Raw genomic sequence first — 24,189 nt, 5'->3', positions numbered from 1 at the left:
AAAGGAGACACTAGAACAATTCATCGACGATTGGTACGCCACGCTCCTCGAGCCATTGGCGGTCAGCGTCGGCTTCGGCTGTACGGCCGAGGGCTTCCAAAATGCTTAGTCGATGGTAGCGCAGCACGGCCAGGTTAAAGCTAACCCCTAAACGGCGAGTGGCTTCGCGAATGGCAACGTTCACGTTGTCGTATTTGTCGGCTTTCTCGAGTTCTTCTTCGCTCAAGGGCTCCGGCAACTTCGTCCCACGCAGCTCATGATCCTTCTCGGTATAGCTGACCGCCTTTTGCATATAGCCGAGCGCTTCCAGGTCGCGGCCCAGGCCGTGCAGAATCCAGGCTTTGGTGTCCAAATACCCGCCCAGCTCGCCGGGACGCTCGACCTGGTCGGTGCGCAGAACGTCGTCCAGGTCGGCGCCATTGATCGTGCGCGAGATCGCTTCCTCTATATCTTTCAGGGCTTCATCCAGTTCCAATCCGGCCAGCGATCGATAGTAGGCCAACTGATTTAAACCGATCGCGGTGCTGGGACGCTGATGGAGAAAGGCAATCTTCAACGCCCGCACGGCCCGTTGATAATCATGATCCTCGGCCAACACCTGCGAGGCCTCAGCCGCTTTAGGTGCCCAGCGGGAATCGCTCATCACGGCTTTCTCTATCAAGTCCAGCAGTTGGTCGGCGTTCTGTAATTCAGCCGGCACCTGGGCGATCCAGTAATCGGCATCCTCTTTGATGCCCTCATCCCATGCGACCGCTTTCTGCAGATAGTGTTCAGCCAAGACCGAGTTCTTTATGCGGAACGCATTCTGTGCCGCCGCCAAATACCACCGCGCAATCTCGCGCGGCACCAGTACCGGCCCTAAAACCAACCCCAGCGCAGCCAGCACGACAAGCACCGTCGACCATTTGGATTTTCTCGGCATGGATGATTTACTGTTTGGCTTGGGGATGCGTCAGTTTGAGAACGTTCGCTGGAGCTGGCTGTGCGATTCGAAAGCTTTGACAACTTCCGCTACGACCATTTTACACCTGGGAACCAATTCGAGCGACCGCAGCCGTTCCTTGTTATCATGATGCAGACGAGCGGCCCTTGACGGACGGGTACGAAGCGAACAACTTTGCCATGGCAATCGATGCTGGGAGACTAAACGATGGTGCAAACTGCGCGTTGGAAAACTGGAGCCTGGCTGGCTGCCGTGATCGCTCTGGCTGGATGTGAACCGCCACCACCTCCACCAGTTACGCAGCCGGCGGCTCCACCGGCTGCCCCCGCCCCGCCGCCCGCTCCAATCAAAGCCGAAGCAGGTGTTGGCAAGCAAGGACAGAGCCTCAAAAATTCTTCAAGCGTCGATCGGATGATCGTCCAGCCGGCCATCTCGCTGTTCGCTGTCCGACAACGGGTGGTCTTTGAAATTCAGATTCCGCAAGCCATGAATCTCTATCAAGCTGAAAAAGGCAACTTCCCCAAAACGCATGAAGAGTTCATGACCCGCATCGTCAAAGCCAACAACATCAATCTGCCCGAATTGCCCGAGGGCCAAGTCTATAAATATCATCCCGACACCAACGACCTGTGGGTCCATCCAGCCGGAGAAAAGTAGCCCTATAGCCCAAGTAGCCCTCCCAGGTTGATCTTGCTGCCGCCGGCAAACTTTGCGATGGTGGCGACATGTCATTCTCTGTGGAAACCGATATCTACAGCGGGCCGTTGGAACTGCTGCTGCACCTGGTCCGGCGCGAAGAGCTGCCGCTGGCCCAGATATCGCTCAACAAACTCACTCAGCAGTATTTCGATTACCTCGAAGTCCTGGTCGAACTCGACTTGGACGACGTGGCTGAGTTTCTAGAGATTGCTAGCATTCTGATCGAGATGAAGGCCAAAGAGGCCGTGCCCACCTCGGAAACAGCCCAGGCGGAAGAAGAACAATCGATTGAAGATCCGACCGATCAACTGGTGCAGCGCCTGGTCGACTACAAACGCATTCGCGACGCAGCCAGTTTGCTGGACGAAAACTCCAGACGTTGGCAATTGCGTTATGCTCGCATGTCCGACGATTTACCGCCGCGGAAACTCGATCCCGGGACGCAGCCAATCGAATCGATCGAAGTCTGGGACTTGGTCAGCGCTTTTGGAAGAATCCTGCGCGAACGCGAAGCCCCACCGCAGGCCAATGTCATTCAAGATGATACGCCCATCCATGTATACATGCAGCGTATCCATCAGCGTGTGCTCAGCGAGCCGCGCGTTGAACTGGGTAGCCTGTTCGAAGCCGGCATGCACAAGAGCTCGCTAGTCGCTATGTTCCTGGCAACTCTGGAATTAGCCCGACATTACGGTCTGAGTACCGAACAAAAAGACGCTGGCCAACCTCTCTATCTGCTGGCAGGCCCCGAGTTCAAACGCCAATTGGACGTGCATCAGATCGACAATCTGTCATTCGAACGCGTCATGAACTCGAACATGCCAGTGACTCCACGCTAATGTGGCATAGGCTTCCAGCCTGTGTAGCTTGTGGCATAGGCTTCCAGCCTGTGTCTTTCCCTAGCTGGCCCCCTCCAAGGTTGGAGTAATACCCTGAGAAGTACACAGGCTAGAAGCCTATGCCACACAGGTTAGAAGCCTATGCCACAACGGCTGGAGCCTGTGCCACACTACCGCCCGCGGCCAGATTGTGAATAATCGTAGCCCATGCTTGATAACGCTCCCATTTTGTCGCACCGCCATGGTGCTTTGACCATCGAAGGCTACTCGCGCGCCGCTGTGCAGAGCTATTGGCGCATTCCTGAACTGCGGATGGCTTTCGATGCGGGAGCGCATCCGTGGGATTTCATGAGCATTCCTTCGCTGGCGATCAGCCATGTGCACTTGGACCACGTAGCGGCTTTGGCTGTGCACATCGCCCGCCGACGAATGATGAAGATGGAACCGCCCACCATTTACGTCCCCGAAGAGGCAGTCAAGTCCATCGAGATGCTGCTGAAGGTTTTCAGTCGTTTGGACCGCGGGCGCTTGCCGTGCCAATTGGTCGGCGTGGTGGCTGGACAAGAGCTGGAACTGTCGCGCGAACTAGTAATGACCGTACACCGGACCGTGCATACGATCCCCAGCGTGGGTTACATCGTTTGGGAGCGGCGTAAGAAGCTCAAGCCCGAGTATCTATCGCTTGCCGGACCCCAAATTCGCGATCTGAAAAATTCGGGTGTCGAGATCACCACGGAAATGCGTTTACCGCTGGTGGCCTACACCGGCGACACGTCGCCTGCCGGACTGGATAACAATCTGGACTTCTATCGGGCTCAAGTACTGATCACCGAGATGAGTTTTGTGGCGCCAGGTCATCGCAAGGAGAAGATCCACAAGTACGGCCACATGCACTTGGACGACTTCGTGGCCCGGGCTGATCGATTCGAAAATGAACTGATCATCGCGGGCCATTTCAGCGTGCGTTACAACACCCGGCAGATTGAACGCTGGGTGAAGAAACGCTTGCCCGAAATGCTAGGTGGCCGACTGAAGTTGTGGTTGTAGATTGTAGGTTTCAAACTTCAAAGTTCTCAAATTCCTGCTTCGGTAGGCGTCAAGCGACTGGCGACTGACTTGACCGTGGCGATGCGATTGATGGCGTTCAGCATGGCCAGAATGGTTGACTCGACCGTATCGGTCGAAACGCCGACACCTTTGATGATTTGGCCTTCGTATTCCACTTCGACTTGCACTTCGCCTTGAGCATCGCGACCGAGGGTGGCACTGCGTACGCGGTAATCGCGACAGACCACTTTCAGTCCGGTGATGCGTTCTACGGCCCAGAAGGCAGCATCGATCGGGCCATCACCTTGCTCGACCATTTGCGAATACTCTTGACCATTGTGGGCCAGAGTCAAAGAGACGCGCGGCGAGCGACCGGTGCCGCTGGAGACTTCAAACTTGACCAGCGTCCAGCTCTGTTCCACTTCGCCCGAGATAACATTTTGGATCAAGGCTACGATATCGCCGTCGTAGACATCTTTCTTCTTGTCGGCCAAATCTTTAAAACGTTCGAAGACCGTCTGCAACTGTTCAGCGCTGATCGTAAAGCCCAGGGCTCGCGCGCGATCGGCCAAGGCAGCTCGACCACTGTGCTTGCCCAGCACCAGGTCGGTCTTCGACAATCCGACATCTTCGGGCCGCATAATTTCGTAAGTGCTTCGTTCTTTCAGCATGCCATCTTGATGGATGCCCGATTCGTGCGCGAAGGCGTTACGTCCAACGATCGCTTTGTTGCGTTGTACTTCCAGGCCGGTAATCTTGCTGAGCAAACGGCTGGTGGGTACCAGGCGTTGGGTATTGACGCCGGTGGTGCATTTGAACATTTCATAGCGCGTGCGCAGCGCCATGACCACTTCTTCCAATGCACAATTGCCGGCTCGTTCACCGATGCCGTTGATCGTGCATTCGATTTGACCACAACCGGCAGCCACGGCGGCTAGCGAGTTGGCCACGGCCAGTCCCAAGTCATCGTGACAGTGGGTGCTCAACACGGCTTTGTGCATATTGGGTACGCGCTCGATCAAGAGGCGGATGCGAGCGAACATTTCATCGGGCGTGGTGTAGCCGACTGTGTCTGGAATGTTGATTGTCGTCGCTCCGGCATCGATGGCTGCTTCGACCACGCGGCACAGGAAATCGTGTTCGGTGCGGGCGGCATCTTCGGGCGAGAACTCGACATCGTCGCAAAACTGCGCCGCCAGTTTGACGCCTTCGATCGCGCGGGCGACGATCTCGTCTTCATTCATGCGGAGCTTGAACTGGCGATGAATGGCGCTGGTGGCCAGGAAGACGTGAATGCGTGGTTGGGGTGCACCTTTGATTGCCTGGTAAGCGCGTTCGATGTCGGCGTTATTGCAGCGAGCCAGGGCGCAGACGGTTACGCCGCGAACGGAGTTCGCGATCGCTTCGACCGCTTCGAAGTCGCCGGGCGAGGCGATGGGAAAGCCGGCTTCGATAATATCGACTCCCAGTTCGGTAAGCGCATGAGCCACTTCGAGTTTTTCGGCCAGGTTCATACTGGCGCCCGGCGATTGCTCGCCGTCGCGCAAGGTCGTGTCGAAGATTCGAATGCGACGCTCCGCAGGAGTGGCTGTCATGATCTCTCTTTCTTGTAGAGCGACTGTTCCCAGTCGCTCGGCTTAGAACACCAAAACTTTGAAACTCGAAAAACTGAACACGAAAACAAAAAAACCCCGACGCTTGTGGGCAAGCGCCGGGGTTTGGATTCTGTGAGCTGATGGTCTGATTGCTGCAGACGCTTCCCCGGTTCGCTTACCCGCCTGGTGCGAGTGCGAGAGCAAGTAGGATGCTAAGGGAAATTTGCAGTGCAATCATGGATTAATTTATTGGTCGGCCAAAGGTAATAACTGTAGAACACAATAATGTCGCACTCGCGTTCTTGTCAAGTGGACACGCACCTGTTTGCAGAAAGCGTCTGTTTCGCGTAAGTTAGACCGATCCGCCGGCATCCGGCTGGCCACCACAAACTAAGCCGACCGCGTTAGCGGCGGTTCCGAAAGACACAGGCTGGAAGCCTATGCCACAATGCAGGCTGGAAGCCCAAACCAACTCCCAGGCAGGTGCCCAAATGGCTCGCGTCGTAATCCCAGACGAAAATCGATCGATCACTGACGTCACCGAAATCCGCAACTTTTTGGCTCCCTATGGTATCTGGTATGAAAACTGGCCGGTTGCCGAGCGTTTGCCAGCCGACGCCACCAACGAACAGATCTTGGCCGAGTTTGCTCCCGAGGTCGAATCGCTGAAGGCTCGTGGCGGCTTTGTCACTGCTGATGTGATCAACGTCAAACCCGACACGCCGAACCTGGATGCCATGCTGGCCAAGTTCGATAAAGAGCACACGCACGCCGAAGACGAAGTTCGGTTTACCGTCGCTGGTGGTGGCGTGTTCCACATTCATCCCGATAACGGACCAGTGTTCGCAGTGGAAGTTTCCTCAGGCGACTTGATCAACGTGCCCTGCGGTACCAGGCACTGGTTCAACCTGTGTGCTGAACGCACCATTCGTTGTATTCGCTTGTTCGAAGACGCCGCGGGTTGGACTCCTGAATACGTGGCTGATGGAGTTCACAGCCGCTACGAAGCGTTGTGCTTTGGACCTAAATACGTCCAGGCCGAAAACCAAGTGGCTTCGGTTATCAAGATCTGAGAATAGAAATTTCAGATCCCATCATGCTACAACTCGACTCCCAGATTCGCGGTGTTTTGCTGGACATCGAAGGCACGACGTCCAGCATTTCTTTTGTCCACGATGTGATGTTTCCGTTTGTCCGCGCGCACCTGTCCAACTACTTGCGGTCCCATTGGCATTCGGCCGACATGGACCGCGTGCGCGAACTGATCGCCCAAGATGATGGCCAGCCGAGCTGGGATCAGTGGCTGGACCGCCGCGGGGTGGAGCCGGAATCGGCTTTGGAGGCCTGCCAGCAGCGAATCATCGAACTGATGGATGCTGATGCCAAGATCACGGGGCTGAAGGCTCTGCAGGGCATCATTTGGGAAAGCGGATTTCGCTCTGGCGAGTTGAAGGCTCACGTCTATCCGGACGTCTTGCCTGCGATCAAGGCCTGGCGTGCAGCAGGCATCGACGTACGCATCTATTCATCGGGTTCGATCGCTACGCAGAAACTTTTCTTTGGTCACCTCGATGGCCACGGTGATTGCCTGCATCTATTCAGCGGTCATTACGATACGACCAGTGGCGTCAAACGCGAGGCGACCAGTTACGCCCGCATCGCGTCCGACTGGGGCCTGGCCCCTCACGAGATTCTCTTTATCAGCGATCTGGAACCCGAGTTAGCTGCTGCCCAAGCCGCTGGCCTGGCCGTGCTAGCCAGCGTGCGCCCCGGCAATTCTCCACTCACCCAGAGCTGGCCACAAACGACCAGTTTCCAGTAGCGTCGTAGAGTGCCCACGGTGTTTTGCTGGCATGCTCGCCGGCACCAGTGCACGTGCTCTCGTGCTCTGTCCCCGGGCGCGACGGGGACAGACGTCCGGTCGGAAGTGGCTGGGTTAGCGGGTGCTAAGCGGCTGGGGACAGCCGCTCTACGATCGGGGACAGACCCGCGGTGTTTTGCTCGCAGTGCTCGCCGCTCTAGTGCGCGTGCTCTGTCCCCGGGCGCGACGGGGGACAGACGTTGAGTCGGAAGTGGCTGGGTTAGCGGGTGCGGAGCGGCTGGGGACAGCCGCTCTACGATCGGGGACAGACCCCGCGCGGTTTTGCTCGCATTGCTCGCCGCTCCAGTGCACGTGCTCTGTCCCCGCGCGCGACGGGGGACAGACGTTGAGTCGGAAGTGGCTGGGTTAGAGGGTGCGGAGCGGCTGGGACAGCCGCTCTACGATCGGGGTCAGACCCCGCGCGGTTTTGCTCGCATTGCTCGCCGCTCCAGTGCACGTGCTCTGTCCCCGCGCGCGACGGGGGACAGACGTCCGGTCGGAAGTGGCTGGGTTAGAGGGTGCTAAGCGGCTGGGGACAGCCGCTCTACAGAACTTTGCCGCAGATAATGCTAGCGTTGTGGCCGCCGAAGCCGAAGCTGTTGTTCATGGCGCGGGTGATCTGGCGATCCACGGGATGGATCGGCGTGTAGTTCAGATCGCACATGGGATCCGGATCAGTCAAATTGATCGTAGGAGGCACGATGTTGTTGTGGACAGCCAAAGCGGTCAAAATCATCTCGATGCCGCCACTGGCGCCCAGTGCGTGGCCCAGATGCCCTTTGGTGCTCGAGATAGCCACCGTGCGCGCGTGCTGGCCGAAGACTGCCTTCATGGCTTGCGTCTCGGCTTTATCGCCTAACGGCGTGCTCGTGCCGTGAGCGTTGATGTAATCGATCTGGTCGACCGGCAACTTCGCATCGCGCAGCGCATTCTGCATGGCGCGGGCTGCTCCACAGCCTTCCGGGTCAGGCTGAGTGATGTGCCCTGCATCGCCGCTGGCTCCGTAACCAAGTACCTCCGCATAAATCCTGGCGCCGCGTGCCCGGGCGTGCTCGATCTCTTCAAAGACCAATATGCCCGAACCTTCGCTGAGAACAAATCCATTGCGGCCGATATCGAACGGACGACTGGCTAGATGAGGAGCGTCGTTGCGGTCGGATAGAGCCTTCATGTTCTGAAAGGCACTCAAGCCCATGGCGGTAATGGCCGCCTCGGTGCCACCGGTGACCACTACATCTGCATCGTCATACTGAATCGTCTTGAGCGCATCACCCATGGCATTGGTCGCGCTGGCACAAGCAGTCGCCACAGTATAGTTCGGGCCGCGCAAACCATAACGAATCGAAAGGTTCCCGCCGGCAGCGTTGAGCATCAGCTTGGGAATAGTCAGCGGGCTGACGCGGTCCGGCCCTTTACTGAGCAAGCGTTCCACTTGGATTTCGATTTCGGATAAACCGCCGATGCCAGAGCCGAGAATGACACCCACGCGGTACGGATCTTCTTTGGAGAAGTCCAAGCCGGAATCTTGAATGGCTTTGCCGCCTGCCACCATGGCAAAGAGCGTAAAGCGATCGAGACGCTTGTGATCTTTGGGGTCAACCCAACTGCCCGGATCAAAGCCGGGAATATCGCCGGCCACCTGCACCTTGTAAGGCGCAGGGTTGATAACACTCAAGCGGTGGATACCACTTTGGCCCGCAAGAACGCTGTTCCAAACCTCGGGGACTTCCTGGCCCAACGGAGTGACAATGCCCATGCCGGTTATAACCACGCGGCGTTTCATGCTAATTCTTTATACTCTGGTCGATGGGGTGTTCGGGTGTTTCTAGAGGAGAAGCCCGCGCTTACGCGGCGGGTCATGATTGCCCGCGCTCGCGCGACAGGCTGCGATAGTCCATTATCACAATTGCTCCAATAAGTCACGACCACATCCTATGCGGTCCGTCGACTACCGGAGTCAATATTTAGACGGCATCCTAAGGCAGCACTACGCAAAGCAATTGTTTTGGACAACTGCTCTGCGATCCTGCCAAAAGCGTTCACTCACCAGAGGCCTCTAGAAAGGGTCCAAGACCATAGCGGCCTCGGATACAACAGTTTCAGAGCGCCTCAACCGGACGCTTAGCTGGCCTGCTCTTTTTCGATGTACTCGATGGCTTCGCCTACGCGTTGGATTTTTTCAGCCTGATCTTCCGGAATGCTGATGTCGAACTCTTCTTCCAACTCCATAACCAGTTCAACCGTGTCGAGCGAATCGGCACCCAGATCGTTCACGAAGTGCGTTTCGCGAGTGATCTTGTCCTTCTCAACCCCTAGTTGCTCGGCGACGATGTCGATCACGCGTTCCTCAACGGATGCCATGTAATAACTCCCAAAAGATTTCTTATGTACTGATTGTGGTCAAACGCGACCCTGGCCGCGCTGGCCGATTGGTTACGGGGGCGACGTCCAATTACGATTCGAGCCATTAACGCTACGGCTGGAAATTCGAACGGATTTTATCGCTATAGCTGACGGGGTCGAGTCAACTGAAGCCAAGAAGATAGAAGATTTTAACAAATTTGGTCAAGGCAGGTAGGTTATTACGTGCCGGAAAGTCTAAAGCCCAGCCTTTAACCAGTTGCTCCAGGGCTAGGGAGCGTCCCCTCGCCTAAGGCACCAGGTCAAACCACGGGACTTGGGATTAAACGGTTAAGCCGCCATCTACGGTGATTACCTGGCCAGTTACGTAGCTGGCTGCCGAGCTGGCCAAGAACAGTACAACAGCGGCCACGTCATCAGCCGCGCCCAAACGGTTGGCCGGGATCCGACCCTTGACCTCTTTGAGCATCTCTTCACCCAAAACTTCGGTCATTTCGCTCTCAATAAAACCAGGAGCCACGGCGTTGACAGTGACTTTCCGCTTACCCAGTTCGCGGGCCAAACTGCGAGTCAAACCAATCATCCCAGCCTTGGAGGCAGAATAGTTGGTCTGACCTGGATTGCCGATCAATCCCGCTACGCTCGCCATGTTGATAATTCGTCCATAACGAGCCGACATCATCGTCAACGACGCCGCCCGACAACACAGAAAACAACTGGTCAAGTTCGTTTGAATTACTTCGTCCCATTGCTGGTCGGTCATGCGCGGCAAAAGCGTGTCGCGGGTAATCCCGGCATTGTTCAGCAGGATATCCAGCTTGCCAAATTTATCGTGCACGTCGGCAAACAGTTGCTTCACGGCCGCGCGATCGCATACATCGCAAGGCATCGCCAGGGCTTTGCCTCCAGCGGCTTCGATCTCGCCAACGGTCGCAGCCAGCTTCTCCGCTTTGCGGGCAACGCAGACGACCGTAGCCCCATTCTCAGCCAAGCGAGCTGCACAGGTTTTACCCAGGCCCTGCGAGGCACCAGTTACAATCGCAATTTGACCTTGAAGATCGACCGATAAACCAATCTGACTCATGTTGACGGATTGCTTTCTACTTTAGAAGTCAGCGTAATCGGCTGGCGCCCCGAATGGGTGCAGCCTACCGCATGGGCCATTAGCCCAATTCCCCTACAAGCCTCAATCGCCAAAGGATTCACAGGCAACTTTGCGATCAACGCGTTTGAGCGTACCGGCCAGAACTTTGCCGGCACCTATTTCAATAAACGAACTAAAGCCCGCGCTTAACAGGTTGCGCAGCGAAGCTTCCCACAAAACAGGTGTTACGATTTGCCTAGCCAACAAACCGCGCAATTCGTCGGGTTGACTATGCGGGGCCGCATCGACATTGGAGTACACCGGCACACAGGTCGGCAAAAATTCGGCTCGCGAAAGCGCCTCAGTCAAGCGACCGACAGCCGGTTGCATCAGCGCCGTATGAAAGGCTCCAGCGACTGCCAAACGAATCGCTTTCATCGCGCCGGCCTCAACGACTGCCTGCTCGGCGCGCTCCAGCGCCGCCACGTGGCCGCTGATGGCGATGTTACCAGGGCAGAGCAAATTGGCGATTTCGACAAACTCCGTGCCTTGAGTCACCGCCAGGCAAACTTGGCGCAGCTTGTCGACGTCCAGACCAATGACGCTGGCCATGCCGCTGGAAACCTGATCGGCGGCTGCTTGCATCGCCAAGCCGCGAGCATGAACCAGCTTCAAGCCATCGGAAAAGCTAAGGCCACCTGCGGCCGCGATAGCCGTGTATTCCCCGAGGCTCAATCCGGCAACTGCTCCGACCTCGTCCCATAACTGGGGACGCTCGCTGACAAGCTGCGAGAGGGCCGCATAGCTGTGGACGTACAGAGCCGGCTGAGAATACTCAGTGCGATTGAGCTGATCGGCTGGGCCAGTGAGACAAATTTCCAGCAGGTCGAAGCCCAGGATGTCTCGAGCCTGATCGAAAAGTTCGCGCGTAGTCGAACTCTTGCTCAGCAGACCCTGTCCCATCCCAACAGTCTGCGCACCTTGGCCTGGAAAAAGAAGTGCGATGGAGGCCAAGATCGTTAGCCTTCGTCGCTCATCTCGACCACGTTACGCCCCATGTAGTAGCCACATTTGGGGCATACAGCGTGGGTTGGCACGGATGTGCTGCACTGGGGGCAAAAGCCTGCCTGCTTGGGTTTCTTGGCATGATGGCTCCGGCGGCGACCGGTGCGTGAGTTCGAATGGCGTCGCTTTGGCACAGCCATGGCAGGAATCCCTCAAAAACACTATCAAATGGCGGTTAATCGTCTGATCTGTAAATTAGCAGAGCTCCGCAAGGTATTGGCAAAGTGCCAGATTGTCAAGCCATGATCTCTACTCTTCTTCAATCGCGTGTCGAATGGCCAGCACCAGGCGAGCGCGGCTGGCGGCCGTGGACTGGAGGGCTGAGACGTCGATGCCCAGGTATTCACCTAGCTTGATCGCCAAATCAACATCGCGCACCCCGAGATACTGATTGACGATCCGCTGTTGGTAGTAAATCGTCTGACTGTCGGCGCGGAATCCAGACTCAAAGCAATCTTCCAGCTCTTCGATCCACATCTCCGGAATGCCCCGCAACCGACAGTGCTCGACCGACCAGATATCGTCACCGGTGCACTCAGAGAGCAGCGTCAGGGCTTTCAATCGATTCAACGTCATTGTTTTCTGAAAGTTCCTCGGGTGGCAATGGCGATTTCATTTCGTCGATTTCGGCCCGGAGGGCCGCGTTTTCGGCTTTCAACCTTTCGATCTCCGCGCGAGCTGCAGCCAAATCGCTGGCCATGGTAGCTCGCGGTGACGGAGCCGAGCCCGACTCGCCATCTTCATCTGGCAAACTGATCTTGGCGCGGAGCGCATCGAGCTCTTCGGGCAGGTAAAGATTGTGGGTGAATAATTGCCCGCGACCAGCTGGAGTCAAGGCAATCACCAGATTCTTTTCCATCAACGAACTGAGCACCGTTTGCAGAGCTGCCAAATCTGGGATCGGTTCAAAGCGACTGGCCCGCGTCCGCAGATCGCCCGCACTCTGATGGCCCCGCAGCAACAATTCGATCATCACCGCCGCTTCGACGCCTTTGACACCCAACCAGGCGTGACCGTAGTGCCGGTACTTGGGCACTCGTCCGCTGCCTTGAATTTCGGCAGCAGCTCCAATCTTGCGCATGACCGTCAGTTCATCTTCCACCTGTTCTGGCGTCAAACTCATCAGCGGATGGCGATTGGATTTTTGATTCGCTCCAGTCACCAGCCCGGTAAGTGACAGTGGGTATGCATCGGGCGTTGTTTTGGCTTTCTCCATCATCACGCCCAACAAGCGACGTTGCCTGGAGTTGATCGCCGTCCATTGTGGAGCTTCCGTTTGTTCAGTCATTAGTTCTCTTTCGCCACACCAAGAATCGTTCAAGGCCACCATCATACCCCGAAGCGGCTACGAGGGATGCACCCTGTACGACGTGGGAAATCGCCGTAGGGGCGATATCACCCTGCCTTAAGAACGCAAAACTAAGAAAACGCCTGTAGCTAAAAAGCAGGCCCCCACCACGCGCGAGACCGACAAGGGATGCGGCCGAAATCCGAGCCATCCGTAATGGTCAAGCACCAGCGACAAACCCAATTGGCCGGCCACAACAAGCGCGATCCAGTTAGCCGCGCCGAGTTTAGGGGCCACCAGCAACGACACTGTCACCATATAGGTACCCAGCAGTCCGCCGGTCCAAGCCCAGAGGCTCAAGCCCGATAGTCGACTCGGTTGAGGAACGCCTACGCGCAGCAGGCACCCGACCAGACACAGGGCGAGAAAGCCGGTACCAAAGCTGATAATCGAAGCTTGCAACGGATGACCGCAGCGCTGTGCCAGGGTGCCGTTGGCCGCTGGTTGCACGGCCATCGCAAAACCGGCTACGACCGCTAGCATCGGGGTCAGCCACAAGAATCGATCCATTAGAGCTTACCCGACACAGGCGCCGGTGCCGCCGGTTGTTCAGCTCGCAGTACGGCTGCCAAGCGTTGCCGCGTTTGCTCGCTGGCCAGCTCCTTCTTGCCAAACCCCGGCAAAGCGCCAGCTTGTACGGCCAGTTCCTGATGGTCTGCGTAGTTGGTGACCATCATAACGGGTATCGACGAGAACTCGGGGTGTCGCTTGAGCAGCTTGATCACTTCGATACCATCGCTGTAGTCGTGATCGAGTTTGCGATTGACCAGTACCAAGTCAATGGACTCGCGGGCCAAGCGTTCGAGAGTTTCAGTAGCGCTATCGGTGGCGATCGTCTCAGCTGCAAAGTTGCGTTGGAGCATGCTGCTGATCATCCCGTGGTCGTGCCCACAGTTGCCCACGTCTAGAACGCGCGGTGTTTTGTTGGTACCCATCATTGTTTATCCGTTAATCAAACCATTCGTCTTTGGGATCAAATTTAGGCCAGGCGACAATCGCCACTTTCATTTTACCTATCGCGCGATGGCGAGTCCCGGGCGGAATCAGGATAGCCATTTCCGGTTCCAGGGGGAGTTGCTGGCCATCGACCTCCAACGTGGCACCGGCCTCGCACTCCAAGACCAGATATGTTTCTGTAATCCGTTTGTGATAGTGCGTGCGTGCTTCTTGGCTGATCGTAGTGATGTGGAGCGAATATGGGACCTGCGGCGAGTCCATAAAACCCCGCTTGGCGATACCACAAGGGCAAGGTATGCCCTTAAGTTGCGAATAGTGAACGACATCGACGCCTTGGGGAACAGATGTCGTTTTTTCGCGTGAATTCATGAGGATATCGCTTTGAGAAGTAGGTGGCTGTGCCGCGCCATTTTGCACAGTTGCTCAGGTGTGGCGAGTGGCCGCCTCAGGGGGCACGGAAGTTATATTTTCCAACTATTTTCTGCTCGCCACCGCTGCAGGCGTCGTGACCAAAGTAGTGAACAGGCAAGCTGTATCATACGACTTTGCCTTCTTTAACGCACAGGGATGGACGATCAAAGAGCCCAGTTGGCAAGGTTTATTCAGGCCTCAAATCTTATCAGATGAATAGCCCTAAGTGCCGCTGCCAAAAATGACTTACGGCTCTCAAGCACTTCTCGAAACTCAGCCGATACCCTCTTTTACCCAAAGGATCCACATGGTGTGACGGATGGTTAATGGTGGCCTGAGGGTAAAAGACGTCGGATCACCCAGGAGCCCAAGGAATGGCTCATCCGATGACTGGCAAAGGTTGAATACGGATGACGACCGTAACTTCGGTGGTGCAGGCACCAGCTCGATTTGCCCCGTAGCAAGTCGAGCGGAGACCATCAGCGGCACAACGAAGTCAAATGAGTAGTTTGCTTGCAAGCGAAAGTTTGTGGCCGTTCCGGCCCCGAGAGCGATTTCGTCGACGACTTCGTACGTCGAAACCGGTCTCGGCCAAACTTCACCCCCGACTAATTTAGGCCAAACCGTGCCAGGATAATGGTTCATCGCTTAGGAGTTGTAACTCGATGAAATGGAACATGCTTGTTGGAAGTTTGGTACTCGGCGCTAGCCTGTGTACCCCAAGCTTTGCTGGCGGTTTGCTTGACAAACTGCTCGGCTTGAAGGGCTGCGGCTGTGACAGCACCTGCTGTGACACCGGCTGCGCTGCTGATCCGAGCTGCGGATGCGAATCTGCTTGCGGTGGTGGCTGTGCTGCTGATCCAAGCTGCGGATGCGAATCCGCTCCTGCTTGCGGTGGCGGCTGTGCTGCTGACCCAAGCTGCGGATGCGAATCGGCTTGTGGCGCCGGCCCAAGCTGTGGAATTGAATCAGCCTGTGGCGGTGGTTGTGGCGCTGCTCCTAGCTGCGGTTGCGAAACCGCTCCTAGCTGTGGTTGCGAAACCGCTTGCTGCAAGCCACGTCGCAAGCCTCTGCTCGAGCTGCTCTGTGCAGCTAAGAGCAAGAAGGACCACCTGATTTCGAAGTTGAAAGTCCACAAGTGTGGATGTGACACCGGCTGTGCTTCGGCCTGCGAACCAACCTGTGGCGTTGCTGATCCTAGCTGCGGATGTGAATCTGCATGCAGCGATCCATGCGCCGGCGGTTGCGGTGCAGCTCCTAGCTGTGGCTGCGAAGTTGCTACCTGCGATTCAGGTTGCGGCTGTGGTCCTAAGAAGTGCGGTCTGTTGAGCAAGTTGTTCAAGCACAAGCTGAAACTCGGCTGCGATAGCGGCTGCGACAGCGCTTGCGATGCTTGCCCATCGGCTGGCTGCAGCTCATGCAACAGCTGTGGTGGCTCGGCCGCTCCAGCTCCTGCTGCTGAAGCTGCTCCTATGCCTCCAGCACCAGTTGTTGATCCAAGTGCATACTTGCAAAGCAATCGACGCGTCATTCAAGCTACCAGCTATGTTCGCTAAGACCGCAAGGTCCTAGCAGAGCACCGGTAGTCCCGAGATGCGTTCACTAGAAAACGGCTCGTCAGGGTAAAATCTGACGAGCCGTTTTTATTTGGTTGATGCTCAAGGCTGAATTCACAGGCTGGAAGCCTATGCCACACCTATGGTTCCATCTGAGGTGACACGGGACTGCCCGCGTCCTTGCGACCCGATCCTTCAAAGCGACTGATGACGCGCACCGTCATGTCTTGCTCGCAAGCGATCTGACAACTTAGCCTGACGCCGGACAGTTGCCGCGAAGCCAAGGCGGCTTCTTCAGCCGGGCGCATTGCTTCGGGCTCGCCGGACAAAATTTCTACCCGGCATGTCGTGCAGCGGGCCTTGCCTCCACAAGCATGCAGTTGATCCGCGCCCAAGTCCTCAGTCAAAGCGAGCACCAGTCGCTTGCCCGCAGCCACCTCTGCCGTGGCACCATTCTCCACACTGATCTTTGGCATCGTATGTCTCCTTTCGCTCCGCGAAAGGTAACGCGCAACCGAGAATCTCTCCATCGCTGCATTACCCGTCAGCTCGGCAAACTTCTTTCTGGGTTAAGTTCATAAGAATAAAAGCCTTGACGCACAGCGGCACTTTCCGCTAAAGCTTTCGATAGCATAACCCGTTTCCTTACGCGACATACACTACCCTATGCTGGCACCAGATCGACTCAGCTGTTTCTGGCCAGGTCTTGCCCAAGCCTGGTGGCGAGGCAATATCACCGGCCTGCTGGGGGCGATTGCCTTCGGCTGGGCTCTCTGTGCGCTCATGCTAGCAACCTTCGTATGGCCGAATTGGTTTTGGCCATGGCTGGTGACGTTGTGCTGGCTGGCCATGCTCGTCTTTTGGGTAATCGAGACTTTGCGCAGTCATTGGCGCTGGGGTCAAATGCAACTGGACGCCGGCCCGGTCGCCGGTGATGATCGCTTTGCACAAGCTCAACGCGAATATTTGAAGGGCAACTGGTTCGAAGCCGAATCGTTGCTGCATGCCATTCTGACCGAATCGCCACGCGATGCCGAATCGCAACTGCTGCTGGTCGGTGTTTTGCGACACTCTGGACGATTGAATGCCGCCATGCGCAGAATCGAACAGCTGGAACTCTTGGACACCGCGGCCCGTTGGGCGTTTGAGATTCGACGCGAAAAGCGGCTTATTGAGCAGCGGCAAGCCGAACCGACTGACGATGCACATTTACAACTGTCAAAACCGGTAGAATAAACATAGGCGGCGTTTTCCGGCGACAATTGAATTGTTTTCGCTCACGCGCACTATTCGCCGCGATCGCGTGTCCTAGAGTTATGGGGGTCCATCGGCCAGCGAGCATCCCAATTGGAGTGGGAAGTCGACGAAGTGGGGTTTGCGCAGAGTATAACTTCCCTTAGTCTTGCCATTTTGACACATGCGTGCTCGGTACACCTTTTGCGTCCCCGCACCTATTACTAGTTGTCATGCCTGCCAAAACGCAGGTAGGACACCAGCATGAGGTCGGTCCTCCTGTGAGCGTCTGGGTCTTTCCCAAAAAAGACCCCTGACAAAAGAAAAGAGGTTTTGACATGTACGAACGATTCACTGATCGCGCTCGCAAGGTCATGCAGCTGGCCAATCAAGAGGCTCAGCGCTTTAACCACGAATACATCGGTACCGAGCATATCCTGCTGGGGCTGGTCAAAGAAGGTAGCGGTGTCGCCGCCAACGTTCTTAAGAACCTCGATGTCGATTTACGCAAAATTCGCTTGGAAGTTGAAAAACTTGTCCAAAGCGGTCCAGAGATGGTCACGATCGGCAAGCTGCCTCAAACGCCGCGGGCCAAAAAAGTTATCGAGTACTCGATGGAAGAGGCTCGCAATCTCAATCACAACTACGTCGGCACCGAACATATTCTGCTCGGCCTCTTGCGCGAGCAAGAAGGTGTCGCCGCTCAAGTCCTGATGAACTTGGGTCTCAAACTGGAAGACGTTCGCGAAGAAGTTCTCAACCTGCTCGGCCATGGCATGGAGAGCGGTGAAGGCGGCGAACGCGGTGGACGTGAAGGCACTGGTGGCGGTGCTGCTAGCACTGGCGAACCCAGCAGCTCCAGCAAAGGCTCCAAGAGCAAGACGCCCGCTCTGGATAGCTTCGGTCGCGATCTGACCGAACTGGCCAAGCAAGGCAAACTCGATCCCGTTATCGGCCGCGCTCGCGAAATCGAACGCGCCATTCAAGTTCTCTGTCGCCGTACCAAAAACAACCCAGTCCTGTTGGGTGAAGCCGGTGTCGGCAAGACAGCGATTGTCGAAGGCTTTGCACAACGCGTCATCAATGGTGATGTGCCCGAGATCCTCTCGGATAAGCGTATCGTGGTCCTGGACTTGGCCATGATGGTCGCCGGTACCAAGTATCGCGGTCAGTTCGAAGAACGCATCAAAGCCGTCATGAACGAAGTGCGTCGCGCCAAAAACACCATCCTGTTCATCGACGAACTCCATACGCTGGTAGGTGCCGGCGGTGCGGAAGGTGCCATCGATGCCGCTAACGTGCTCAAGCCAGCCTTGGCTCGTGGCGAAATTCAATGTATCGGTGCTACCACCCTCGATGAGTATCGCAAGTACATCGAGAAGGACAACGCGCTGGCTCGCCGCTTCCAGGAAATCATCGTCGAACCCACCAGCAAGGACGAGACGATTGAAATCCTCAAGGGCTTGCGCGAACGTTACGAAGAGCACCATCGCGTCAAGATCACCGACGAAGCCGTAGTGGCCGCCGTCGAAATGAGCGAACGCTATATCACCGCGCGTTGCTTGCCCGATAAGGCCATCGACGTGATCGACGAAGCCGGGGCGCGCGTCCGACTGCGTACGATGAGCAAGCCACCCGACTTGAAAGATATCGACGACGATATCGAGAAGCTGAACAAAGAAAAAGAAGACGCGGTTGCTAACCAAGACTTCGAAAAAGCTGCCTCGTTACGCGACAAAGCGGACAAGCTGCGCAAGAAGAAAGAAACCATTACTCGTCAGTGGCGCGAAAAGAGTCGTGAGACCGATGGCGTCGTCGACGAAGAAGTGATCTCCGAAGTTGTTTCGAAGATGACCGGCATTCCACTAACTCGACTGAGCACCGAAGACAGCGCTCGACTGATGAAGATGGAAGACGAACTGCACAAGCGCGTCGTCAGCCAGGAACAAGCCGTCACGGCTGTCGCCAAGGCTGTACGTCGTAGCCGCAGCGGTCTGAAGGATCCACGTCGACCATCAGGTTGCTTTGTGTTTGCTGGTCCTACCGGTGTCGGTAAGACCTTGCTGGCCAAGGCGCTGGCCGAATTCATGTTCGGTGATGCCGATGCCTTGGTCCAGATCGACATGAGCGAATACATGGAGAAGCACAACATCAGTCGACTGGTGGGTGCCCCTCCGGGCTATGTCGGTTACGAAGAAGGCGGACAACTGACCGAGAAGATTCGACGCCGTCCCTACGCAGTGGTCCTGCTGGACGAAATCGAAAAGGCTCACCCAGACGTCTTCAACATGCTGCTGCAAGTAATGGAAGAAGGCCGCCTGACCGATAGCTTTGGTCGCAACGTCGACTTCCGAAACACGATTTTGATCATGACCACCAACGCTGGTGCCGAAGCGATCAAGAACGAAGCGCAGTTTGGTTTCGGTACGCCGGACAAAGACAGCTCGTACGAAGCGATGAAGGCTCGCGTGATGGACCAAGTGGAACGCGTCTTCCGCCCTGAGTTCCTTAACCGCCTCGACGATACCATTATCTTCCGTCACTTGACCAAGGAAGATTTGAAGGGTGTGATCGACTTCGAACTATCGAAGGTTCGCGAACGCCTGGCCGATCGTGGTTATGGTCTGATCCTGACCGATGTCGCCAAGGAGTTCTTGATCAAGAACGGTTCGAACCTCGACTACGGAGCTCGTCCACTGCGTCGAGCGATTGAACAGCGCGTCGAAGATCCGCTAGCCGAAGAAATTCTGCGAGGCGCCTTCGAAGGCACCAACACGATCGTGGTCGATGCGATCAAAGATGAACAAGGCAAGACCAAGCGACTGGGTTTCCACGGTGAGAACCGCGCACCAGCCGAAGAACCCGTCGTCACTGCCGCTGCCGGTACTACCGAACAGTAGTACTACCCAACAGTAATAGTGACCTAGGATTCCAGCCAGAATAGAAATCAGAACGGGCGGCCAAATTTGGCTGCCCGTTTTCATTTGTCTCCTTTCGCTCCGCGAAAGGCGTGTTGTTTAGCCTGCCGTCGCTCCGCGACAGGCAAGTTCCTTTTGCGGAGCAAAAGGAGACACTCTAGTAACTAACCGGCTCTTGCGAGCGTTGCTGCTCGAGCTGACGAATCCGGCCTTCCAGCTCGGCTATCTTCTCTTGCAGTTCCTCGGTATCTTCAGCTGAGCTGTTGGCTGCGCGAATGATGCTGGAGATCGCATACCCGATCGCACTGACCACTCCGGTCCCAAAGATTAACAGCAAAACGAGCTTGCCTTTATCGATTTCCATCAGCAGGTCGATCAAGCCGCTTCTGGCAGCCTGAGCCAATAAAGGGGCCGAAATTGAGAATAGTAGGTCACTGGCCATGGCCGCTCCTCGAATCAATAGGGTAACGGGCTTCCGCCCTTCAATCGCAGCATCGCCGTCGCGAATCACTTATTCTATTCGAAACAATTCGCGGACTATTGGAAAAATTTTCTCTAAGACTGAACCATGCTGCAGGTTAACCGATTGCGCTTTGCCTATGGACCGCGGACGGCCGTCGATGATGTTTCGTTTGAGATTCGTCCGGGCGAGCTCTTTGGGCTGCTGGGGGCCAACGGGGCCGGCAAGACGACTACGATTTCGTGCATTTGCGGATTGCTGAGCGGCTGGACCGGCCAGTTGAGCATGGAGGGCCAGCCCTTCGCGCCAGCCAAGACTACGCAAGATCGCAGCCTGTTGGGCGTGGTACCTCAAGAACTCGCTCTCTATGATACCTTAACCGCCAAAGAGAATTTGAAGCTCTTTGGGCAGTTGGCTGGTTTGCGGGGTTCTATGCTCAGCCAACGCATCGATCAGATGCTCGAATTGGCCGGACTGTCGGCGCGCCAAGCGGATCTAGTCAGTGCCTACAGCGGCGGCATGAAACGGCGACTGAACCTGGCCGTCGGCGTGATTCATCATCCCAAACTGCTGCTGCTGGATGAACCGACCGTGGGCGTCGATCCGCAAAGCCGCAATCATTTGTTTGATTCGCTAGGCGAGCTAAAACGTTCGGGCATGACGATGCTCTACACCACACATTACATGGAAGAGGCTCAGCGTCTGTGTGATCGCATCGCGATCATGAACGAAGGACGCATTATCGCAATTGGCACCGCCAGCGAACTGGCTCACTCGATCGGCGAGCCCGAAGCCAATTTGGAACAGGTATTTCTGCAACTAACCGGCCGTCGTTTGCGAGATGAATAACTAACTCATGCTGACTTCCATTTGGGCCTTGACGGCCAAAGATCTGAGGATGTATTTTCGCGATTCGATGGGTTTGGTAACCAGCCTGCTGGTACCGATCGCTCTGGTAACTGTCTTCGGTTGGCTCATGGCCTATGCCTTTGGTGGCTCCGGCGGCATGCCCAAAGTCAAGTTATGGGTGGTCGATTTGGATAACTCTGCTCGCAGTCAGCAGTTTGTTCAATCGCTCCGAGAATCGAGCATGCTCGACTGCTTGCCTCGCCCAGACGACGAACCAATCGATCGGGAGCGTCTGCAGCAGATGGTCACCGATGGCGATGCGCATCACGGCTTGGTGATCCCAGCCGGTTTCGGTGCCTCCAGTTCAGGCAGCTTGCCACCAGACATGGAGATGATTCGCGATCCCGGCCGACAAATGGAAGATCGCATCCTGCAATTCGCGCTGCTGCAATCATTTATCGGCAGTGGCGATAACGCCCTGTGGAAGGGAGCCCTCACGCGCTGGATCAAATCCGAAGGTGCCAGCGAATCAGAGCTCAAACGTTTCGATGAGATCTTTGACACCGTTGAAAAGACGATTCAGTCAGGCATCGATGATATGGCCGTCGACGGCTGGGGCGACCAGGCCGGCGCAGCACCCGAGCCTGCTCCCACATCCAGCGATCCAGTAACCAATAACCAGCTGAACATGGACGACATGCTCAGTATGCTCGACAACGCGATGCCGGTCACCCATGTCGACATTACTCCGCCCGAACGCCCGAAGCGCATAACTTTTCAACAGGCGCAGAGTATCAGCGGCGTCAGTGTAATGATGATGATGTTCAGTCTAACCGGCGCAGGAGCACTATTACTGGCCGAGCGCGAGCGTGGCACGTTGCGTCGTTTGATCGCTCTGCCCATGCCCCGCGAACATATTCTGCTGGGCAAGTTTTTGTATGTGGTCATCGTGGGTTTGATCCAGATGGCCGTACTGATGGCTTACGGCGAGTTGATGTTCAAAGTGGGACTGTTCCGCGATCCGCTGACGCTAGCCATCTTGATCTTGAGTTGGGTCGTCACCGCAGGTAGCTTTGGCATGGCCATCGCCACCCTATCGACTTCGACTAAACAAGGCGATGGCATCGCCACCATTATCATTTTAGTAATGGCCGCTTTGGGTGGATGTTGGTTTCCCGTCCAAATGATGAGCTTGCCCTTGCCGTTGGAGATCGCCTCCAAGTCGACGCTAACTTATTGGGCCATGGAAGGCTTTCAAGGCATGCTGTGGAACGGCCTGGCCTGGTCGGATAGCAAGATGATCAAAGCCATCGGGATCCAGTGGCTGTGGGCTGCGTGCTTGAGCACCGTGAGCATCTACGCTTTCCGCAGAAACTATCTGCAATAGAGCAGGCGTAAATGCGGCCCGGCTCTAGTGCTGTATGTTCTGAGTTCAAATCGTGGCAAACGCCGGTGGCTCAAAAGTTATGCAGTTAACAGCTTGATAACTTCTTCGTGCACAACTCCGTTGCTGCCGATGCCATCACCATCAGCATAGCTGGAGGTGCCTTGCCAGCTGGTGAACTTGCCACCGGCCTCTTCGATGACGATTCCGACGCTGGCCAGGTCCCATGGATTGGCAATTGGGTCGACCATCACTTCGGCTCGGCCCGTGGCGACCAGCAAGTAACCGTAACCATCACCCCAAGTCCTAGTGACGTAAGCGACCTTTTCCAGTGCCAGCAGCCCGTCGCCAGCGCCGCGCTTGCGAAACGAATCAAATTGCGTGGTGACGAACATGCCATGCGCCAAGTCGCGTGTGGATACTTGCGCGCGCTCGGCCGGTTTGTCGCCGACGCTCCACCACGCCCCCCTGCCCTTCACGGCAAAGATCAGCTCTTGCAAGGGTGGAATGTAAATAGCGCCGGCCAACACTTGGCCCTGATGAACCAGCGCCAGCAGAGTCGAATACATCGGCACGCCGCCAATAAAGCTCTTGGTTCCATCGATGGGATCGACGATCCACTCGAACTCACTGCTGCCAGCTTGCGAACCAAACTCCTCGCCCAGAATGGCATCGGCCGGATACAACTCGGCCAAACGCTGTCGAACCAGTCGCTCCGCATTCTTGTCAGCCACCGTGACCGGCGAATTATCTCCTTTGCGTTCGACCGCATAGCGATCAGTTTGAAAATACTCGAGCGTCGAATCACCCGCCTCCCGAGCCAAAGAACGCGCAGCAGCCAAGCGACCATCGAAACCAACTAGGACTGAGTCAAGCATAGTGTAAGGTGTAAGGTGTAAGGTGTAAGGTGTAAGGTGTAAGGTGTTAGGCTGCATATTTTACACGTCTTGTGGCGCAGTTGTCCTCAGTTGCCAACGCGGTTATCGTTGAAACGCCATCGTAGAGCAGCTGTCCTCAGCTGCTCGGAACCCTCTAACCCAAGTTTCTTCCGACCAACGGACCAGTGTTACAGGTTGCCGACTTGCCGGGTGCCCATCGTAGAGCAGCTGTCCTCAGCTGCTCAGAACCCTCTAACCCAAGTTTCTTCCGACCAACGGACCAGTGTTACAGGTGAGCAACTTGCCGGGTGCCCATCGTAGAGCAGCTGTCCTCAGCTGCTCAGAACCCACTAACCAAAGTTTCTTCCGACCAACGGACCAGTGTTACAGGTGAGCAACTTGCCGGGTGCCCATCGTAGAGCAGCTGTCCTCAGCTGCTCAGAACCCACTAACCAAAGTTTCTTCCGACCAACGGTCCAGTGTTACAGGTGAGCAACTTGCCGGGTGCGGAGCGGCTGGGGACAGCCGCTCTACAGCTAACCCAAGTTTCTTCCGACCAACGGACCAGCGTTACAGGTGAGCAACTTGCCGGGTGCCCATCGTAGAGCAGCTGTCCTCAGCTGCTCAGAACCCACTAACCAAAGTTTCTTCCGACCAACGGTCCAGTGTTACAGGTGAGCAACTTGCCGGGTGCGGAGCGG

At 56.2% G+C, this 24,189-nt stretch carries 24 protein-coding genes; 9 read left to right on the top strand and 15 right to left on the bottom strand.

The window, feature by feature from the left end; all coding sequences use genetic code 11:
* Positions 1–10 precede the first annotated feature (10 nt).
* The gene (locus SH573x_RS00485) at positions 11–922 is read right to left on the bottom strand and encodes a hypothetical protein (protein WP_479352326.1); all 912 of its coding nucleotides are present in this window, start codon (positions 920–922) and stop codon (positions 11–13) included.
* Positions 923–1,150: 228 nt separating this feature from the next.
* Here SH573x_RS00485 and SH573x_RS00480 point away from each other — a divergent pair, with 228 nt between their 5' ends.
* From SH573x_RS00480 to SH573x_RS00470, 3 genes are all read left to right on the top strand, one after another.
* Positions 1,151–1,600, top strand: a complete 450-nt coding sequence (locus SH573x_RS00480; RefSeq protein WP_479352325.1) for a hypothetical protein — start codon at positions 1,151–1,153, stop codon at positions 1,598–1,600.
* 68 nt (positions 1,601–1,668) lie between these two features.
* Positions 1,669–2,481 (top strand): segregation and condensation protein A, encoded by an 813-nt coding sequence (locus SH573x_RS00475; RefSeq protein ID WP_479352324.1) that lies wholly within the window; start codon positions 1,669–1,671, stop codon positions 2,479–2,481.
* Positions 2,482–2,688: 207 nt separating this feature from the next.
* A complete protein-coding gene (locus tag SH573x_RS00470) occupies positions 2,689–3,528 on the top strand; it encodes an MBL fold metallo-hydrolase (RefSeq protein ID WP_479352323.1) in 840 nt (279 codons plus the stop codon).
* Positions 3,529–3,554: 26 nt separating this feature from the next.
* Here SH573x_RS00470 and SH573x_RS00465 read toward each other — a convergent pair whose 3' ends face one another.
* A complete protein-coding gene (locus SH573x_RS00465) occupies positions 3,555–5,123 on the bottom strand; it encodes a 2-isopropylmalate synthase (RefSeq protein WP_479352322.1) in 1,569 nt (522 codons plus the stop codon).
* 440 nt (positions 5,124–5,563) lie between these two features.
* On the opposite strand from SH573x_RS00465, the gene SH573x_RS00460 reads away from it, so the two are divergent.
* Together SH573x_RS00460 and mtnC are read left to right on the top strand one after the other, a co-directional pair.
* Entirely contained in the window at positions 5,564–6,196 is a 633-nt protein-coding gene (locus SH573x_RS00460) for a 1,2-dihydroxy-3-keto-5-methylthiopentene dioxygenase (RefSeq protein WP_479352321.1), read from the top strand.
* Between the two features lie 23 nt (positions 6,197–6,219).
* Positions 6,220–6,945, top strand: a complete 726-nt coding sequence (gene mtnC, locus SH573x_RS00455; protein WP_479352320.1) for an acireductone synthase — start codon at positions 6,220–6,222, stop codon at positions 6,943–6,945.
* 583 nt (positions 6,946–7,528) lie between these two features.
* Here the strand turns inward: mtnC and fabF are convergent.
* From fabF to SH573x_RS00400, 11 genes are all read right to left on the bottom strand, one after another.
* Positions 7,529–8,767 carry a beta-ketoacyl-ACP synthase II gene (fabF, locus tag SH573x_RS00450; RefSeq protein ID WP_479352319.1) on the bottom strand — a complete coding sequence of 413 codons (1,239 nt, stop codon included), beginning with the start codon at positions 8,765–8,767 and terminating at the stop codon, positions 7,529–7,531.
* A gap of 338 nt (positions 8,768–9,105) precedes the next feature.
* Complete coding sequence (gene acpP / locus SH573x_RS00445; protein WP_479352318.1) at positions 9,106–9,345, bottom strand: acyl carrier protein; 240 nt, start codon at positions 9,343–9,345, stop codon at positions 9,106–9,108.
* Between the two features lie 322 nt (positions 9,346–9,667).
* The gene (gene fabG / locus SH573x_RS00440) at positions 9,668–10,429 is read right to left on the bottom strand and encodes a 3-oxoacyl-[acyl-carrier-protein] reductase (protein ID WP_479352317.1); all 762 of its coding nucleotides are present in this window, start codon (positions 10,427–10,429) and stop codon (positions 9,668–9,670) included.
* Between the two features lie 102 nt (positions 10,430–10,531).
* Positions 10,532–11,443, bottom strand: a complete 912-nt coding sequence (gene fabD / locus SH573x_RS00435) for an ACP S-malonyltransferase (RefSeq protein WP_479352316.1) — start codon at positions 11,441–11,443, stop codon at positions 10,532–10,534.
* 5 nt (positions 11,444–11,448) lie between these two features.
* Positions 11,449–11,634: a 50S ribosomal protein L32 gene (gene rpmF / locus SH573x_RS00430; RefSeq protein WP_479352315.1), complete on the bottom strand. Its 186-nt coding sequence runs from the start codon at positions 11,632–11,634 to the stop codon at positions 11,449–11,451.
* Between the two features lie 109 nt (positions 11,635–11,743).
* A complete protein-coding gene (locus SH573x_RS00425; RefSeq protein ID WP_479352314.1) occupies positions 11,744–12,070 on the bottom strand; it encodes a hypothetical protein in 327 nt (108 codons plus the stop codon).
* Complete coding sequence (locus SH573x_RS00420) at positions 12,030–12,782, bottom strand: DUF480 domain-containing protein (RefSeq protein ID WP_479352313.1); 753 nt, start codon at positions 12,780–12,782, stop codon at positions 12,030–12,032. The genes SH573x_RS00425 and SH573x_RS00420 overlap by 41 nt, the downstream gene beginning before the upstream one ends.
* A 117-nt stretch (positions 12,783–12,899) precedes the next feature.
* A complete protein-coding gene (locus SH573x_RS00415) occupies positions 12,900–13,352 on the bottom strand; it encodes a DMT family transporter (RefSeq protein WP_479352312.1) in 453 nt (150 codons plus the stop codon).
* Positions 13,352–13,780 carry a response regulator gene (locus tag SH573x_RS00410; RefSeq protein WP_479352311.1) on the bottom strand — a complete coding sequence of 143 codons (429 nt, stop codon included), beginning with the start codon at positions 13,778–13,780 and terminating at the stop codon, positions 13,352–13,354. The genes SH573x_RS00415 and SH573x_RS00410 overlap by 1 nt, the downstream gene beginning before the upstream one ends.
* 10 nt (positions 13,781–13,790) lie before the next feature.
* Entirely contained in the window at positions 13,791–14,168 is a 378-nt protein-coding gene (locus SH573x_RS00405; protein ID WP_479352310.1) for a cupin domain-containing protein, read from the bottom strand.
* A 1,738-nt stretch (positions 14,169–15,906) separates the two neighbouring features.
* Positions 15,907–16,242, bottom strand: a complete 336-nt coding sequence (locus SH573x_RS00400; protein WP_479352309.1) for a 2Fe-2S iron-sulfur cluster-binding protein — start codon at positions 16,240–16,242, stop codon at positions 15,907–15,909.
* 190 nt (positions 16,243–16,432) lie between these two features.
* Here SH573x_RS00400 and SH573x_RS00395 point away from each other — a divergent pair, with 190 nt between their 5' ends.
* Positions 16,433–17,002, top strand: coding sequence for a tetratricopeptide repeat protein (locus tag SH573x_RS00395; RefSeq protein WP_479352308.1), 570 nt, complete (start codon positions 16,433–16,435; stop codon positions 17,000–17,002).
* A gap of 335 nt (positions 17,003–17,337) precedes the next feature.
* Positions 17,338–19,899, top strand: a complete 2,562-nt coding sequence (locus SH573x_RS00390) for an ATP-dependent Clp protease ATP-binding subunit (RefSeq protein ID WP_479352307.1) — start codon at positions 17,338–17,340, stop codon at positions 19,897–19,899.
* A 175-nt stretch (positions 19,900–20,074) separates the two neighbouring features.
* Here SH573x_RS00390 and SH573x_RS00385 read toward each other — a convergent pair whose 3' ends face one another.
* Positions 20,075–20,359: a coiled-coil domain-containing protein gene (locus SH573x_RS00385; protein ID WP_479352306.1), complete on the bottom strand. Its 285-nt coding sequence runs from the start codon at positions 20,357–20,359 to the stop codon at positions 20,075–20,077.
* Between the two features lie 126 nt (positions 20,360–20,485).
* Here SH573x_RS00385 and SH573x_RS00380 point away from each other — a divergent pair, with 126 nt between their 5' ends.
* Together SH573x_RS00380 and SH573x_RS00375 are read left to right on the top strand one after the other, a co-directional pair.
* A complete protein-coding gene (locus tag SH573x_RS00380; protein WP_479352305.1) occupies positions 20,486–21,226 on the top strand; it encodes an ABC transporter ATP-binding protein in 741 nt (246 codons plus the stop codon).
* A gap of 7 nt (positions 21,227–21,233) precedes the next feature.
* On the top strand, positions 21,234–22,613 hold the full coding sequence (locus tag SH573x_RS00375; RefSeq protein WP_479352304.1) for an ABC transporter permease: 1,380 nt from the start codon (positions 21,234–21,236) through the stop codon (positions 22,611–22,613).
* Between the two features lie 77 nt (positions 22,614–22,690).
* Here SH573x_RS00375 and SH573x_RS00370 read toward each other — a convergent pair whose 3' ends face one another.
* A complete protein-coding gene (locus SH573x_RS00370) occupies positions 22,691–23,488 on the bottom strand; it encodes an inositol monophosphatase family protein (RefSeq protein WP_479352303.1) in 798 nt (265 codons plus the stop codon).
* Between the last annotated feature and the right edge of the window lie 701 nt (positions 23,489–24,189).

The sequence above is a fragment of the Rania fehmarnensis genome (genome assembly GCF_056494185.1).
This window is presented reverse-complemented; position numbering and strand designations above follow the sequence as displayed.

Bases quoted from the DNA above. Each gene is read 5' to 3' on its own strand.
- SH573x_RS00485 (WP_479352326.1), bottom strand. From the start codon at position 922: ATGCCGAGAAAATCCAAATGGTCGACGGTGCTTGTCGTGCTGGCTGCG.
- SH573x_RS00480 (WP_479352325.1), top strand. From the start codon at position 1,151: ATGGTGCAAACTGCGCGTTGGAAAACTGGAGCCTGGCTGGCTGCCGTG.
- SH573x_RS00475 (WP_479352324.1), top strand. From the start codon at position 1,669: ATGTCATTCTCTGTGGAAACCGATATCTACAGCGGGCCGTTGGAACTG.
- SH573x_RS00470 (WP_479352323.1), top strand. From the start codon at position 2,689: ATGCTTGATAACGCTCCCATTTTGTCGCACCGCCATGGTGCTTTGACC.
- SH573x_RS00465 (WP_479352322.1), bottom strand. From the start codon at position 5,123: ATGACAGCCACTCCTGCGGAGCGTCGCATTCGAATCTTCGACACGACC.
- SH573x_RS00460 (WP_479352321.1), top strand. From the start codon at position 5,564: ATGCCACAATGCAGGCTGGAAGCCCAAACCAACTCCCAGGCAGGTGCC.
- mtnC (WP_479352320.1), top strand. From the start codon at position 6,220: ATGCTACAACTCGACTCCCAGATTCGCGGTGTTTTGCTGGACATCGAA.
- fabF (WP_479352319.1), bottom strand. From the start codon at position 8,767: ATGAAACGCCGCGTGGTTATAACCGGCATGGGCATTGTCACTCCGTTG.
- acpP (WP_479352318.1), bottom strand. From the start codon at position 9,345: ATGGCATCCGTTGAGGAACGCGTGATCGACATCGTCGCCGAGCAACTA.
- fabG (WP_479352317.1), bottom strand. From the start codon at position 10,429: ATGAGTCAGATTGGTTTATCGGTCGATCTTCAAGGTCAAATTGCGATT.
- rpmF (WP_479352315.1), bottom strand. From the start codon at position 11,634: ATGGCTGTGCCAAAGCGACGCCATTCGAACTCACGCACCGGTCGCCGC.
- SH573x_RS00425 (WP_479352314.1), bottom strand. From the start codon at position 12,070: ATGACGTTGAATCGATTGAAAGCCCTGACGCTGCTCTCTGAGTGCACC.
- SH573x_RS00420 (WP_479352313.1), bottom strand. From the start codon at position 12,782: ATGACTGAACAAACGGAAGCTCCACAATGGACGGCGATCAACTCCAGG.
- SH573x_RS00415 (WP_479352312.1), bottom strand. From the start codon at position 13,352: ATGGATCGATTCTTGTGGCTGACCCCGATGCTAGCGGTCGTAGCCGGT.
- SH573x_RS00410 (WP_479352311.1), bottom strand. From the start codon at position 13,780: ATGATGGGTACCAACAAAACACCGCGCGTTCTAGACGTGGGCAACTGT.
- SH573x_RS00405 (WP_479352310.1), bottom strand. From the start codon at position 14,168: ATGAATTCACGCGAAAAAACGACATCTGTTCCCCAAGGCGTCGATGTC.
- SH573x_RS00400 (WP_479352309.1), bottom strand. From the start codon at position 16,242: ATGCCAAAGATCAGTGTGGAGAATGGTGCCACGGCAGAGGTGGCTGCG.
- SH573x_RS00395 (WP_479352308.1), top strand. From the start codon at position 16,433: ATGCTGGCACCAGATCGACTCAGCTGTTTCTGGCCAGGTCTTGCCCAA.
- SH573x_RS00390 (WP_479352307.1), top strand. From the start codon at position 17,338: ATGTACGAACGATTCACTGATCGCGCTCGCAAGGTCATGCAGCTGGCC.
- SH573x_RS00385 (WP_479352306.1), bottom strand. From the start codon at position 20,359: ATGGCCAGTGACCTACTATTCTCAATTTCGGCCCCTTTATTGGCTCAG.
- SH573x_RS00380 (WP_479352305.1), top strand. From the start codon at position 20,486: ATGCTGCAGGTTAACCGATTGCGCTTTGCCTATGGACCGCGGACGGCC.
- SH573x_RS00375 (WP_479352304.1), top strand. From the start codon at position 21,234: ATGCTGACTTCCATTTGGGCCTTGACGGCCAAAGATCTGAGGATGTAT.
- SH573x_RS00370 (WP_479352303.1), bottom strand. From the start codon at position 23,488: ATGCTTGACTCAGTCCTAGTTGGTTTCGATGGTCGCTTGGCTGCTGCG.